General features: G+C 44.0%; 11 protein-coding genes and 1 pseudogene. 8 read left to right on the top strand and 4 right to left on the bottom strand.

Going from position 1 to position 14,620, the window contains the following annotated elements; genetic code table 11:
• Positions 1-20: 20 nt before the first annotated feature.
• Both AB4Z45_RS16325 and AB4Z45_RS16320 read right to left on the bottom strand, forming a co-directional pair.
• Entirely contained in the window at positions 21-1,568 is a 1,548-nt protein-coding gene (locus AB4Z45_RS16325; protein WP_441910374.1) for a response regulator transcription factor, read from the bottom strand.
• 7 nt (positions 1,569-1,575) lie between these two features.
• On the bottom strand, positions 1,576-3,375 hold the full coding sequence (locus AB4Z45_RS16320) for a cache domain-containing sensor histidine kinase (RefSeq protein ID WP_441910373.1): 1,800 nt from the start codon (positions 3,373-3,375) through the stop codon (positions 1,576-1,578).
• Between the two features lie 171 nt (positions 3,376-3,546).
• On the opposite strand from AB4Z45_RS16320, the gene AB4Z45_RS16315 reads away from it, so the two are divergent.
• The 4 genes from AB4Z45_RS16315 to AB4Z45_RS16300 all read left to right on the top strand — a co-directional run bounded on the left by AB4Z45_RS16315 (position 3,547) and on the right by AB4Z45_RS16300 (position 8,331).
• Positions 3,547-4,914 (top strand): ABC transporter substrate-binding protein, encoded by a 1,368-nt coding sequence (locus AB4Z45_RS16315; RefSeq protein WP_441910372.1) that lies wholly within the window; start codon positions 3,547-3,549, stop codon positions 4,912-4,914.
• An 87-nt stretch (positions 4,915-5,001) separates the two neighbouring features.
• Positions 5,002-5,883 carry a carbohydrate ABC transporter permease gene (locus AB4Z45_RS16310; protein ID WP_441910371.1) on the top strand — a complete coding sequence of 294 codons (882 nt, stop codon included), beginning with the start codon at positions 5,002-5,004 and terminating at the stop codon, positions 5,881-5,883.
• Entirely contained in the window at positions 5,880-6,716 is an 837-nt protein-coding gene (locus AB4Z45_RS16305; RefSeq protein ID WP_441880278.1) for a carbohydrate ABC transporter permease, read from the top strand. Before AB4Z45_RS16310 ends, AB4Z45_RS16305 begins: the two co-directional genes overlap by 4 nt.
• A 49-nt stretch (positions 6,717-6,765) precedes the next feature.
• Positions 6,766-8,331, top strand: a complete 1,566-nt coding sequence (locus AB4Z45_RS16300; RefSeq protein WP_441910370.1) for an alpha-L-rhamnosidase-related protein — start codon at positions 6,766-6,768, stop codon at positions 8,329-8,331.
• Between the two features lie 201 nt (positions 8,332-8,532).
• On the opposite strand, the gene AB4Z45_RS16295 is transcribed toward AB4Z45_RS16300, so the two are convergent.
• Positions 8,533-8,991: an Lrp/AsnC family transcriptional regulator gene (locus AB4Z45_RS16295; protein WP_441910369.1), complete on the bottom strand. Its 459-nt coding sequence runs from the start codon at positions 8,989-8,991 to the stop codon at positions 8,533-8,535.
• A gap of 176 nt (positions 8,992-9,167) precedes the next feature.
• Between AB4Z45_RS16295 and AB4Z45_RS16290 the strand changes: the two genes are divergently transcribed.
• Positions 9,168-10,337 (top strand): serine hydrolase domain-containing protein, encoded by a 1,170-nt coding sequence (locus tag AB4Z45_RS16290; RefSeq protein ID WP_441910368.1) that lies wholly within the window; start codon positions 9,168-9,170, stop codon positions 10,335-10,337.
• 35 nt (positions 10,338-10,372) lie between these two features.
• On the top strand, positions 10,373-11,581 hold the full coding sequence (locus AB4Z45_RS16285) for an MFS transporter (protein WP_441910367.1): 1,209 nt from the start codon (positions 10,373-10,375) through the stop codon (positions 11,579-11,581).
• 196 nt (positions 11,582-11,777) lie between these two features.
• Here the strand turns inward: AB4Z45_RS16285 and AB4Z45_RS16280 are convergent.
• Positions 11,778-12,836, bottom strand: a pseudogene (locus AB4Z45_RS16280) (oxidoreductase); the annotation flags it as partial.
• Between the two features lie 149 nt (positions 12,837-12,985).
• On the opposite strand from AB4Z45_RS16280, the gene AB4Z45_RS16275 reads away from it, so the two are divergent.
• Positions 12,986-13,429, top strand: coding sequence for an Lrp/AsnC family transcriptional regulator (locus tag AB4Z45_RS16275; protein ID WP_441910366.1), 444 nt, complete (start codon positions 12,986-12,988; stop codon positions 13,427-13,429).
• A 140-nt stretch (positions 13,430-13,569) separates the two neighbouring features.
• Positions 13,570-14,619, top strand: coding sequence for a selenide, water dikinase SelD (gene selD, locus AB4Z45_RS16270; protein ID WP_441910365.1), 1,050 nt, complete (start codon positions 13,570-13,572; stop codon positions 14,617-14,619).
• The last annotated feature ends 1 nt before the right edge of the window (position 14,620 follow it).

The following is a 14,620-nucleotide window of genomic DNA, read 5'->3' as shown; positions in this document are numbered from 1 at the left end:
CAGGCTATTCTTACTTTGCATTAGCTTTTGCGAAATTCTTCTGGCGTTTGGCCTGTCATTTTTTTAAATACCCGAAAAAAGTATTTGGGATTATCATAACCTAGCTGCTTCGCAACCTTGTATATTTTGTCATCGGTGCTTTTTAATAGTGTTTTTGCTTGCTCAATGCGTAGCTGGTTAATATAGTCGGTAAAATTTTGCGCAGTTTTTTCTTTGAACAGGAAGCTTAAATAGCTTGGATTAAGATAAAAAAGAGATGATATTTTTTCCAGTGTTAAATCCTTGGTGTAATTTTTGTGTATATACGTTTTAATATTATCGATCATGTTTTCGGAGGAGTAAGCTGAGTTTTCCTTCAATAAATCGGCGGTACTCATTAAGACAGTGAGCAGGTACTCCTGAATGGAAATCAGATCAAAAGAAATATTAAGCACGGACTCCAGGCTTGAGGACGGCGAGCCGTCTTCATGCGTATGGAGGTAAGCCGAAAGTATTTTTTTGACCTCTTGAATCATATCTCTGCTTTGTTCCTTTAGCTGAGCAAGGGAGACGGCAGGCTGTCGTATATAAAAGGCGAAAAAATCAAGTACGAGCTCTTTCACCTTCGCGGTTTGGCCTGATTCAATCAGGAACAGCAGTTCATGAGTCCGTTCCCACAGCATAACATCCGGTAAAAGTCTTTGTTTGTTGTAAAGATAGCAGCGCCCAAAATCGGTAATCGACCGCTGATCCAATGCAGCAATCGTTTCATGGTGTGCTTGGCGCAGCATGCTTAAATGGTGGACAACAGTACTTATGCCTACGCAGCCTTCGCTGCCCTTCCTTACACTAACGGTGTGGATAAGCTCCTCTGCGGTTCTTTTGGCATGCTCAAGCATCTTCGTGACTGATTGTTCCTCCATAAACGATAGAATGATGAATGCGATCTTATCGCTTTGGGAATGCGGGATATAAATATAATCCTGCTGAGGCCCGATCATAGGCTGCTGAATCGAAGCTGGCGCATAGAGCGTCAGTAAAATATGTGCCGAAGCAGCAGACACTTCCTTTAGCCGCGCCGATTGGAAGATAGGCAGCTTATCTTTCTGCTGGATCCCAATTAGGAGATGCAGCAGCGATTGGATATCGGAATGATAACTGATTTGCTCCTTTTCAGCTGCTTTTAGTACTACCTCCTGCTTGACGTTCCGCTCCTTCTCTATAGCATCGATCGCTTGCTCCAGCGTGCGATGAATCTCTTCCCTGCTAAATGGTTTCAGCAAATAACTAACAACTTTAGCGGATATCGCTTCTTTCATATATTCAAAGTCCGAATGCCCGCTAATAACAATCATTTTTTTGTCGGGATATTGCTGATGCACGATTTTCATTAATGATTTTCCGTCCATTTCAGGCATGCGCATATCCGTAAAAATAATATCCGGGTCTAGGTGCTGAATTAATTCCAGCCCATCGGCACCATTGTCAGCCTCTCCGGCGAATGTGAGCTTATGTTCGAAGGATTGAATTTTTTTGAGTAGCCCCTTTCGTATCAAGGGCTCATCATCTACGATAATGAATGAATACATCTGGCGTTCACCTCTTCTCCCAATTCGAAGGAATTTTGATTTGAATGGTTGTGCCTATGTTTTTTTCGCTTTCAATGGTAACGCCATCTTCGATTCCGTAATAAAGTGTGAGCCGAGAATGGACGTTCTTTATACCAATACTTTGCTTGGTACGCTGCCCAATAGACGAAAACTCAGGCGGCTGAGCGAGCAGTTTGCGTAGCTCCGCGACTTGCTCTTGCGACATGCCTGCACCGTCATCGCAAATTTCGAAGATTATGAGTTCATTATGCTGATAACCCTTGATCGTGATTCGACCTTTGCCACGCTTGTTCTCAAGGCCGTGATAAATCGCGTTTTCCACGAGTGGCTGCAGAATCAGCTTCAACATTTTGGTTTGCAGTACTTGTTCTTCAATTTCTTTTGTAAATACAATTTTTTCGCTATAGCGGATTTGCTGAATTGCCATATAATTGTCCACATGCTGGATCTCCTCGGCAGAGGCAACCAGCTCGCTATCAGTTTTAATGCTGTACCTGAACATATCGCCTAAAGCTTTGGTCATAACAACGATGCTTTCGACTTCTTCGATTTCTGCAATGCTATTGATTGATTCAAGCGTGTTGTACAAGAAATGCGAGTTGATTTGAGCTTCCAGCGCCTTCATTTGCGAATCCATGGTCAAAATGCGATTTTGGTAGCTCTCGCGGATATGGGTATCAATATCCTTCATCATCTTGCCGTACTCATGATACAGAATCCCAATTTCATCGACTCTTTTTTTGTCGGCTTCAATCATGACGAAGCGCTGCGATTTGTTTTTGCGCATCATCTTTGTTAATTGAATGATCGGCTTTGTAATTAAATTAGAGAGGAAGAAGGAAAGTAGTAGAAAGATAATGGCGCAGGAGGCCGATACATAAATGATCAGCTTTTGCGATATGCCATATTGTTCATACACTTTGGCGACCGAAATATTGGCAATGACCTTCCAATTATTGCTCGGTACAGCTTGAATGACTGTTAAGTTTTTGGAATCTGTGAATTGCTGCTTTGAGCCCGTCATCGCCATAGATTTGCGAAGCAGTCCGTCCGGCAAATATTGACCAATGTCACGATTAGTGCCGTCAAATAAAATTTTTCCCTGCTCATTTGCTAAATAAATATTTGATATGCTTGGGGCTGGATTCCTGTTTAAGCCTGCAAAAATGTCCATGCTGCAATCCAGCATAAAAACGCCTAAAAATTCATTGGAATTGGGATCAAAAAGCGATCTTGAAAAACCGATTGAAGATTTGGCATTAATGATATAGGGCTTTACACCAACATCGCCGATGTAAAGCTCTCCTTTGCTTGCAACGGTCTGCTTGTACCATTCGTCGTTGAAGGGAATGTAATCGACCATTAAGTCTGTTCCATTTCCGTAGCTAATGAATTTTCCGTCGGGCATGAATAGGTAAATTCCATTAATGTAATTATAACCCAGTAAAATATTTTCGAAAATCAGCTTAAGCTTGGCTCTCGTAATGAAAATCTCGTATTGGTTGTTCGTATTTTGCAGCTTTCTCAGCTCATCGCTGACTGTACTGTAAGCGGTTGCAGTGGATGACTGCTGCTGCACAGTAATTGAGATCCGGTCAATATTTTTCAAGATTTCCTCAATGCTTTTTACCGAGTTGTTGATCGTTGTGGATGCAACAAGGGAGGTCTGTTCATTGACAAGCCGTGTATAGCTGCGATAAGAACTGATAGTAACGACAATAATAGGCACGATGGATACGAGAACAAGAACAAGAAACAGCTTAGTTTTAATATTAAAAAAGAGCATACACGTATCCTCCTTGTTTGTCTAATCTAAAAATAGTGCACCAAATGAGCTAAAGCATTTATACTGTTTCTCACATTATTATAAAAGTGTGCTTAAGGCAATAGCGTCTCATGAAATGGCAGGAGAGAGTGAGACATTACCAAAAACAATAGAAACAGGGGGAAATGCAAAATGAAATCAGTAAAAACAATGGGGCTCGCTATTTTAGTATTTTGCTTCGTTCTGCTCAGTGCTTGCAGCTCTAGCAATGGTACTCCGAACGCGACGAATACGCCGGCAACTAATGCAGGCACCAACGACGCAGGTGGTAAAAATGCAGGAACTGATTCTTCAGAGCCGATTACGTTAACGATGATGATGTCTGGCAACAAAGCGTCGGAAGGGGAAGATTTTGAGCTCGAGACGCTGCCGCGTCTCGTGAAGGAGAAATTCCCGAACATCACGCTTGAAGTACAGAAGCTTCCCGATGATCAATACAATACTTCGGTGCGTACAAAGCTTGCAGCGGGACAAGGGCCGGATATTTTCTGGATATTCCCTAAAAATGCAGCAGGCGGAGTCATTGATTTCGCTAAAGCGGGTTTTGCTGCTGATCTGTCCGAGTTGAAATTCTGGGACAATATCGGTGCTGGCGCTAAGGAGGATATGTCCTATGACGGCAAGCCTTACGGCGTCGCTGAAGGTCTTGATTACTTAGGCGTTTACTACAACAAGGAAATGCTGGAGCAAGTGGGTGTGACCGAATTCCCGAAAGACTGGACATCCTTTCTTGAAGCTTGCCAAAAGCTGAAGGATGCAGGCATTACGCCAATCGTGCTTGGCGATAAAGACCCTTGGGTCATTCAGTTCGGTATGTACCCGATTGCAGCAAACGTGGTTTACCCGGATGAAATGGATTTTGATGTTAAAGTGCAAAATGGTGAAAAATCGCTGAACGACCCTAAATGGGTGAAAACGATTTCGATGTACAAAGAGCTGTATGACAAAGGTTATGTCGTGAAAAATTCACTTGGAGTAGGCAGCGCGCAGGCTTCCCAGTTGTTCATCGATGGCAAAGCGGCTATGACGTTTACAGGCACATGGGACTACGCTTCTATGACGTCGAAGGGTGCGGCGGAATTTACCCGCGGATTTGCTTCTCTTCCAGGCAATGACGCTGGCAAACCAACGTTTGTATCAGCGGCAACCGCTGCTGGCTATGGGTTAAATGCAAAGTCCAAAAATCTTGATGCAGCTAAAGAAATTCTTAATTATCTGTTCGACGGTGAATCGGAATTGTTTAAAGCATATGTCGCTTCCAACAGCTCCATCAGTGTATACAAGGATGTTCCTTTGACTAACGAGTTGTTCAAGGAAGTCAACGATAACTATCAAACAAATGGCAATTCGGTATACTTTAGCAACCAAATGTGGCCTGCAGGTGTTTCTGATGTGATGCAAGCCAAATTCGCAGAAATCATTGGCGGACAAAAAACGACGCCGGAGGATGTTGCGAAGGCGATGGATGAGAAGTTCCAGGAGCTATGGAAAAATAAATAATCTTTGGAGTGAATGGGCAAGTAGTAGCGGAGGGAAGACAACCGTCTTCCCTGCCGTTATGAGGTTAGCTGGAGAGGATGGAGCAACATGAATTCGACCGTAATGAAAAAAACAATGTACTTTTTTGCAGTACCGGCCCTCATTTTTTATTTAATTTTTTGGATATTTCCGATATTGAGATTGTTTCAATACAGTATCACTGATTACAACGGTTTCGCTCAAGCGTACAATTACATCGGGCTAGATAACTACAAAGCACTATTTAAAGGAGATACACTAGGTATTTCCGTCAAGAATACGTTGATTTATACGATAGTTACAGTGGTGCTCGGCAATATCATTGGTCTTGCACTTGCACTTCTATTAAACATGAAAATTAGAGGGAAAGGGATTTATCGCTCCTTGTCTTACATTCCGACGTTATTCAGCGCAATCGTTGTCGGATTCATTTGGAGCTATGTATACATGCCAGATTACGGTATGATCTCAACCTTCCTGGATAAATTCGGCATAAATGACGACAATCTAAATTTCCTAGGCAGCTACTCCTCAGCACTATATGCCATCATTTTTGTTGAGATATGGAAAAATATTGGAACGACAATGATTATTTTCCTTGCTGGCTTGCAAACCGTCCCTAATGATTTGCTCGAAGCAGGGAAAATGGACGGTTGTGGCCCTTGGCGGCTGTTGCAGCATGTGAAGCTGCCGCTGCTTGCGACTGCGATAACGATTAACGTAACGCTTAGTCTAATCAATGGCTTGAAGGCCTTCGACTTCCCGTTCATTATGACAAACGGCGGTCCGGGCACTTCTACCAATACGTTGATTTATTCCATCTACAAGATGGCTTTTACGGAGCAGCTGTTCGGTAAGGCATCAGCGCTTGGCGTTATTTCCTTTGCCCTGATTATTGTGCTTACTGCAGCATTTGTTATCCGCATGAACAAACGGGAGGTGTCGGCATGACTATCGGTTCTTTGACGAAAAAGACACTGGTTCAACTGGGCGTCATCGTTGTGATGGCTGTTAATTTGATCCCACTCATTATTGCATTGTCGACTTCGCTTCGTGATCCAAAAAATAATGCCAATCCGCTAAACTTGTTTAGTGAAATTTCTTTTGCAAGCTATCGGACTGCCTTTGAACGGATGCATTTTCCGCAAGCGCTTATGAACAGCATTATACTTACAGGAATTTCTGTTATCTTCGTCGTACTGCTGGCAGCGATGGCGGCTTACCCAATGGCGAGGCTTAAAACCAAATGGAGCAAATTTTTATATTTGTTTTTTCTCTCAGGACTGGTTGTGCCCTCCCAGATGGTGCTCATCCCGATCGTGCAGATGATCAATTCGCTTCATATACCGACTTCACAGTATACACCGATACTAATGTTTATTACATGCAGTCTTCCTTTTTCCACATTTTTGTATACGGGCTTCATTAGAAGCGGCGTACCGGAAGAGGTAGAGGAAGCGGCTCATATCGATGGAGCGGGGTTGTTCCGCAGGTTTTGGCTGGTGGTATTCCCTCTGCTTATCCCGGTTACGGTGTCGGTCATTATTACACAGGGCGTATGGATATGGAATGACTACTTCTTTAATATGATTTTCATCTCCCGAGCGGCTGAATCCCCATTGCCCCTAGCTATGCTGGGCTTTCTCGGTGATCAGCAAAACCCTACGCAGTGGAATGTGCTGTTTGCTGCCTGTTTCCTGTGCGCGCTGCCGCTCCTAGTTGCTTTTCTGTTTTTGCAAAAATACTTTGTGGGCGGGATGACGGTTGGAGCAGTCAAAGGCTGAGTTAAGGCCTTACGATTATTAGCCTTCAGGCAGAAATGGAGATAAGGCAATGAAAACGAAACAAACGAACCAACCATTTGTGGACTTGGCGGAGACGCTGATTCCACATTTATATGAAGAAAAGGTTTTTCCTACAAGTCTGATTGACATTGTGAAAGACACAGACGCCTTTCAGGGCTGGCGGACAGTGCGTACCGATTCGATTGATGAGCTAGCCAATCGTGTATTATCCAAAGGAGACAGCGTAACGCTCGATTTTGGGGTTCATCAGGTTGGGTACCTTACGCTCTCAATTAACAATGTACACAGTAATGCGGATGCGCCGCTTCGGTTAAAGCTCATATTCGGTGAGATGCCTTGTGAGATCGGAGAGGACTTCGACGATTATGAAGGCTGGCTCAGCCGGTCTTGGCTGCAGGATGAGACGATCAATATCGACGTGCTGCCAGGGACGGTAACGCTGCCAAGGCGTTATACTTTCCGGTATTTGAAAATAATCGTACTGGCCACATCACAGCGGTACAGCGTTTCATTCCCTGAGATTTATTGCAAGACCGTAACCTCAGGTGATGTCTCGCAGGTCAAGCCGCTTCCGGACGGCATATCCAATGAGCTAAAGGTGATGGATCGCATCGGTATAAAGACACTTCAGGACTGTATGCATACTGTCTTTGAGGACGGTCCGAAGCGGGATCGAAGGCTTTGGATCGGCGATCTGCGACTTCAAGCGCTAGTAAACTATGAAACGTTTAACAGCAATGACCTTGTCAAAAGATGTTTGTATCTCTTTGGCGGAATGCTGCTTGAGGACGGACAGGTAGGTGCTTGTTTATATGAGAAGCCTGCACCCTTTGTAGATGACATCTATTTATATGATTACTCGCTCTTTTTCGTCGCCACTTTATATGATTATTATGAAGCAACCAAGGATCGTATTACGCTAAATGAGCTGTGGCCGATTGCAGTGGAGCAGCTTCGAATTGGGTTGAAGCGACTGGATGAACGGGGAATCGTAACGGATGACGATACATGGTACTGCTTTCTTGATTGGCATGATGAGCTGAACAAGCAAGCAGGCGCGCAGGCCGTTCTAATCTATTGCCTTAAAAGAGGACTTGCTCTAGCTGAGAAGCTGGGTGAAGGTGAAGCGCATGCATTTATTTCGTCGGCAATCCAGCAAGCGACGGACGCGGCTATGACGTTTCTTTGGGATCAGGATCAAGGGTATTTCACAAGCGGGCCCTCTAGTCAGATATCTTGGGCCTCACAAATTTGGATGGTGCTGGCCGAGGTGATGGATGCAGAACAAAATGGCATGCTGCTTGATCGTTTATTCGATCGGCCTCCGGCAATTGCGATGTCGACGCCATATCTATATCATCATCTGATTGAGGCACTTCTGTTGAGTGGAAGAAAAGAGAAGGCATTGTCCGAAATGCGCGCCTATTGGGGCGAGATGATCAAGGATGGAGCGGATACCTTCTGGGAGCTGTATAATCCTAGCGATAAGAAGCTGTCGCCGTACGGCAGCAATTTAATCAACAGCTATTGTCATGCATGGAGCTGTACTCCGACTTATTTTATACGGAAATACTTTGTAAATGAAAACAGCTAGAAAGCTATTCTCTAGGAGGAGAGCCTCTCAACTCGATTATAAAAACGAGAGGATATTGAATCTAATTTAAAGTGCATCCCTAAAAATGGACATTGAAATAAACCTCAGGTTTATTCGATGGCATTTTAGGAATGCATTTTTTTGTGCTGCTATCAAAGGGGCAAAAGCTAAGAACATATCTTCTATTTCGAAAGGGACGGATTAACTCAGCATATTGGAGTTGGCATCTATAAGCGCGGGGATAAGAAATTTATGATCGATAGGCGATGACATGACAATTAGAATTGTATAGGTTCCGTATTTGTCACATTGATTTCCGAACTCTTCAAGAGCTTGTGTGGAGTCGGTTATTACTTTCAACAAGTAATTGTGTTCTCCGCTGATGCGGTAACATTCCACGACCTCAGGAGCAGAGCGGCAGAACGCAAGGAATGCATGACAATCTCTTGAATGAAACAACATGTAGGCTGATGCATGTTTACCTATTTTATCAGGAGAAATAACGGTGCGATACTCACTAATAATCCCTTTTTCCTCCATGCGCTTTACTCTTTCTGTTACTGCGGGCTGCGATAAACCGACGCTTTTTCCAAGTTCAGTCATAGAAATTCTCGCTTGGCTTTGGAGATGATAAAGTATTTCCTTATCTACATGGTCCATACAAATCTACTCCTTTAAATTTAAGGTATCCGTTATAAACTAGCTTGGCTTTAACCGTAAAAAGGCGAATCTAACTTCGTTCCCTTATGTAAGCTCGATAACTTATTTTATATAATATACTTACAATAGTAAAGTGTTTAAGGCTTTAACTATTTCGAAAGGATGAACATCTAAGTATGTTGCATACAAACAAGTTTAGTACAGAACGATTAGCAGGTCGGATCGATGAGGTCATCGATCGAACGCTTGCTGATAAGCGTTTGGTCGGTGCTGTCATTAAAGTGGCGTTAGACGGGGAAGTGGTTTATAGCCGCGCTGCGGGTTATGCCGATCGTGAAATGAACCGGCTCATGCGTGAAGATGCCTTATTCCGGCTAGCCTCTGTTACCAAACCTATCGTTACAACGGCTGCCTTAGCATTAGTTGGGCAAGGCCTACTAAAGCTGGATGACCGTGTTGATCACTGGCTGCCAAACTTTCAGCCTCGTCTCCAAAATGGTGAGCTTGCCCTATTAACGGTTCGACATTTGATGACGCACACTGCTGGGCTGACCTATCGGTTCTTTCAAGAAGAAAATGGTTCATATCATCAAGCAGGCGTATCGGATGGTATGGATCAGCCTGGCATCAGTTTGGAAGAGAACCTGATTCGTTTGGCTTCTGTACCGCTCCTTTATCCGCCAGGCACCGAGTGGAAATATTCGATCGCGACAGATGTGCTGGGCGCAGTAATTGAGAAGGTTACAGGAACACCGTTAAGCGAAGCAGTGCATTCACTTGTGACAAAGCCAATTGGCATGAGCGATACTAGCTTTATTGCAATCGACCCAGATCGTCTTACTACTGCTTATACTAATGAAGTTCCAGAACCACGGCCTTTGCTTGAGCACGATAGCATTCCCTTCTTAGAAGGAACTGCGGGCTTCCGTCTTTCCCCGCGCCGGGCACTTGATGATACGGCTTATCCTTCTGGGGGTGCTGGCATGATAGGAAGCGCAGACGATTTTTTGCTGCTGCTGGAAACATTACGGAATGGCGGAGCTCCTCTGCTGCCACAGTCTCTTGTTCATGAGATGTCTACAAACCAGATTGGTGATCTGCCAATGGCTTTTTGGCCGGGGAGGGGCTTTGGCCTAGGCATTACGGTGCTTAAGGATCCAGTGTTAGCAAACACTTCTGAATCAACTGGTACATGGCGCATGGGTGGCACCTATGGTCATTCGTGGTTCGTTGATCCTAATCAGCGTCTAAGTGTGGTGGCGTTCACCAATACTGCACTCGAAGGCATGTCAGGTCAGTTTACCGTTGACCTTTGCGATGCTGTTTATGACGGGCTTATAAAATAGAGATTGAACCTAAATAAAAGAGAGGTACTTTTATAATGAATTCAAACCCAGCTTCTGTTACACAGAGTGCTTCCAGCGCAGTTCCTTCAGAACGTCTCCCGTGGGCTGGATTACTCGCCCTTGCAATGACGGGGTTTATTTGTATCCTAACTGAAACGATTCCAGCTGGCTTACTGCTGCAAATAAGTCATGGACTTGGAGTATCTGAAGCTTTTGCTGGTCAACTTGTCACCTTGTACGCCCTTGGTTCACTGCTGGCTGCGATTCCCCTAACGACCTTGACGCGCGGCTGGCGGAGAAGACCGTTACTGCTCATGTGCATTCTTGGTTTTCTCGTCTTCAATACCGTTACCACTTTTTCTTCCAACTATACACTGACGCTGATCGCTCGGTTCTTCGCGGGCGTTTCTGCGGGTGTCTTATGGGGCATGTTAGCAGGTTATGCCCGTCGCATGGTGCCGGCATCACTCAAGGGAAGAGCTATGGCAGTGGCCATGGTGGGTACACCTCTAGCGCTGGCGCTGGGTGTCCCCGCAGGAACTTGGCTTGGTTCGCTCGTTGGCTGGCGCTTAGTCTTCGGGATTATGTCACTTATGGCTCTGGTATTAGTCGTCTGGGTGGTTTGGAAATTACCGGACTATCCAGGAGAATTGCCAGGTAAAAGACTCTCGTTATATAAGGTATTTGGTAAGTCAGGAGTACGTCCGGTGCTGTTTGTTGTTCTTGCTTGGGTGCTGGCACATAACATCTTGTATACCTATATTGCACCGTATCTTGCTCATGCTGGACTCTCTCAGCGTGTAGACTTGGTACTGCTTATTTTCGGCATAACAGCGCTTGTTGGCATTTGGATCATCGGTGTCTTGATCGACCGGAAACTGCGGCCACTCGTTTTGATTAGTCTGCTTGCTTTCGCCATCGCATCCATCGCATTAACCTTTAGCAATAACCAACCGATCGTGATCTACCTAGTGGTTGCTGTATGGGGGCTGACGTTCGGGGGCGCGGCGACTTTGCTGCAGACAGCCATGGCTGAGGCTGCTGGCGAGAGCGCGGATGTTGCCCAGTCTATGCTGGTGACGGCATGGAACCTAGCCATCGGCGTTGGTGGCGTGTTGGGCGCTATTCTTATAGAAACTGTAGGTGTCGGGTCTTTCCCGCTGTCCTTGCTTATTCTTATCGTTCTTGCACTACTAGTCGCGTGGCGTGCTAAAGAATACGGGTTCCCTTCAAAGAGGCATTAGGTGCTTATTATGAATTTAATCAGCTGAATGATTTATGCGAGTTTAATTTGTACTAGCTTCAGAGAAGAAAGCCGTCAGACATGAGCTGGCGGCTTCTGTTTTTTTTATGGTGATTAAGGATGGGGGGATTACTGTTTATCGCAAACGCTTATTCTAGTCTGCATTTTTTAATCTATAGTGATTTATTAGTAACGTATTAGACAAGATATTTTAGATGAAGTGCAGCATCATACGGTGTTAAGCTGGTTCCGGCCTTCAGACGTTGAACAAAATCAGGATTGGCAAGGAGCGGGCGCCCGAAAGCCGCTAGATCAATGGTTCCGGCTTTTATAGCAGATGCAGCAGATTCATAATCTAAATTTCCTACTCCAATTATTGTACCATTCCAATGTTCACGCACAGCTTGATGAAATGTCATTCCTTTGGTGAATATCTTAGTAAACTGGTTGGTTGAGGGGTGAAGAATCTTAAGGCCTAATGCCTTGAAAATTTGTATATAAGCAGCTATTGTTTGTTCGGGATTATCCCATCTATAATTCGGAATATCATCTTTTATTTCTGAAAAACGAACGATAGTCCTTGGTGCTCCTATCTCTGTCACGATGGCAGTTAGCAGCTCTTTCATGAATGTTAAACGCTGTGATAAGTCCCCGCCATAGTTGTCCGTCCGAGCATTTGTAACCTCTGAATTAAACTGATCGATTAAATACCCATGGGCTGCATGGATTTCAACTCCGTCAAAACCGGCAATTATCGCATTTCTCGCAGCAGCAGCATGTTGTTCAATCACTTCGGAAATTTCGTCCTGAGACATCGCCTCGGGCATCTCATAAGGTTTGCGTAACCGATGTACGAGTCCAGTTGCTGCAATGCTAGATGGCGCTTGAGGAGGAAGCCCTCCCGTTAATTCATGATGGGTCAGCCTGCCAACATGCCAAAGCTGCGCCACGATCGTTCCACCTTCCAAATGAACAGCATCAGTCACCTTTTTCCATGCTTGGATCTGCTCTTTGGTGTATAGCCCTGATATACCATAGGTTCCTTTGGCTCTTGGGCTTGGATTTATCCCCTCCGTAATGATCAGACCAATACCATCAGCAGCCCGTTTACGGTAATATTCTACGACATCTGGACCAACCACACCTGACTTATTGTCGGCAAAGGAACGAGTCATAGGCGCCATGACTACACGTGATTGAAGCGCCCAATTTTCAATCGTAACTTGTTCAAGCAATTTATTAGATTCCATCTTTTTGCCTCCTCAGTGATTAACAGTTGATTAGGATTCAATGATATAATGGAATCATTCTATTTTACATAATAAATTAAAGGCATTGTAACATGAAAACCTTTAAAATTGTTTTATTAATTTTATTTTACATTTAAATTAAAGGAGTGACTAGTTTGGTCGATGAACTGGATAAAAACATTATTATGATTCTTCAAGATCAGGCAAGAATTTCAATGACGGAGTTAGGAAAAGCCGTTGCATTGTCGCAGCCAGCAGTAACAGAACGAGTGCGGAGGTTGGAGGAAAAAGGCATTATTGATCATTACCGTGCTGTTGTTTCTCTTGAAAAATTGAACAAATCGATTGTTGCCTACTTATTATTTCATACAAAGAACTGCGAAAGTTTTGTTGATCATTGCAAAAATTCGCTTGATGTGCTTGAAATGCATCGTATAAGTGGCCAGTACAATTTTTTGGTTAAGGTGAATAGCGAATCATTGCATTCCATGGAAAATGTGATTAATGAAATGGGGAAGTTTGGAGACTCGACAACTTTAATCGTCCTCTCCTCACCTATTGAGCATAGTAAGGTCGTTCCTAATATTCAGGATAAATAGATAGAAACCCATATATTCGTTTTTTTAATACAGGTCCTGACACTAGCTTTAGCAAGGCCTTATAAATTTGCGTTCCCACTAAACATCAGGTACGATTTTATTATTAATTATTAATGACGAGTAAGAGAGGGACGAGTCTAATGCATTCAAACGAAACCATAAAGCTGACATCTTTATCTAGCAAGGGAGGATGCGGTTGCAAAATCGGTCCGGCTGATTTAAAAGAAGTCATAGGAAACCTCCCGCTAGCGGAACGTAATCCAAATTTGCTTGTGGGCATCGAAACAAGCGATGATGCAGGTGTATTTCGAATAAGCGACGATTTGGCATTGGTTCAAACCGTAGATTTTTTTACTCCAATCGTAGATGACCCTTATTCTTTCGGACAGATTGCAGCGGCTAACGCAATAAGCGATATTTATGCAATGGGCGGGAAGCCATTAACGGTATTAAACATTGTTGCTTTTCCCATTGCAACGCTAGACAAGCACATTTTAACAGATATTTTACGTGGAGCAGCAGATAAGGTGAAAGAAGCGGGAGCTACCCTTGTAGGCGGACATTCCATTGACGATAAGGAGCCTAAGTTTGGACTTGCAGTAACGGGTTTGATTCATCCCGATCAAATTAAAACCAATGCAGGCGCTAAGCCTGGTGACAAGCTGATTTTGACAAAGCCAATTGGTGTAGGCATTATGACAACCTCGATTAAGAAGGAACAATTAAGTGTGGAGGAAATCGAGCGTGTTACTCGAGTCATGGCTACATTGAATAAGACGGCGGCAGAAATTATGAATAAATATGAAATACATGCTTGTACTGATGTAACGGGTTTTGGCTTAATCGGACATGCACTGGAAATGGCTAAAGGCAGTGATGTAGGAATAACGATTGTAAACGAAGCGGTACCCAAATTGCCTCGTGTCAGGGAGCTTGCAGAAAATGGATTTGTTCCTGGCGGCACGAAGAACAATTTTAAGCATGTTGAAAATGATGTTATTTTCCCGCAAGCGATGGATCAAGTTGATCGATGGATTCTATGTGATGCGGTGACCTCAGGCGGTTTATTCATTGCAGTTGCGGCAGACCAGTCTGAGCAAATGCTGAATGAGCTTAAGCAAGCAGGTGTGGAAGCTAGTATTGTTGGAGAAGCAACAGAAAGTAATGCTGGCCAAATTGTTGTTATATAAG

The sequence above is a fragment of the Paenibacillus sp. MCAF9 genome (genome assembly GCF_052114265.1).
Lineage (GTDB): Bacteria > Bacillota > Bacilli > Paenibacillales > Paenibacillaceae > Pristimantibacillus.
This window is presented reverse-complemented; position numbering and strand designations above follow the sequence as displayed.

Coding starts and splice junctions, on each gene's coding strand:
- AB4Z45_RS16325 (WP_441910374.1), bottom strand. CDS start 1,568: ATGTATTCATTCATTATCGTAGATGATGAGCCCTTGATACGAAAGGGG.
- AB4Z45_RS16320 (WP_441910373.1), bottom strand. CDS start 3,375: ATGCTCTTTTTTAATATTAAAACTAAGCTGTTTCTTGTTCTTGTTCTC.
- AB4Z45_RS16315 (WP_441910372.1), top strand. CDS start 3,547: ATGAAATCAGTAAAAACAATGGGGCTCGCTATTTTAGTATTTTGCTTC.
- AB4Z45_RS16310 (WP_441910371.1), top strand. CDS start 5,002: ATGAATTCGACCGTAATGAAAAAAACAATGTACTTTTTTGCAGTACCG.
- AB4Z45_RS16305 (WP_441880278.1), top strand. CDS start 5,880: ATGACTATCGGTTCTTTGACGAAAAAGACACTGGTTCAACTGGGCGTC.
- AB4Z45_RS16300 (WP_441910370.1), top strand. CDS start 6,766: ATGAAAACGAAACAAACGAACCAACCATTTGTGGACTTGGCGGAGACG.
- AB4Z45_RS16295 (WP_441910369.1), bottom strand. CDS start 8,991: ATGGACCATGTAGATAAGGAAATACTTTATCATCTCCAAAGCCAAGCG.
- AB4Z45_RS16290 (WP_441910368.1), top strand. CDS start 9,168: ATGTTGCATACAAACAAGTTTAGTACAGAACGATTAGCAGGTCGGATC.
- AB4Z45_RS16285 (WP_441910367.1), top strand. CDS start 10,373: ATGAATTCAAACCCAGCTTCTGTTACACAGAGTGCTTCCAGCGCAGTT.
- selD (WP_441910365.1), top strand. CDS start 13,570: ATGCATTCAAACGAAACCATAAAGCTGACATCTTTATCTAGCAAGGGA.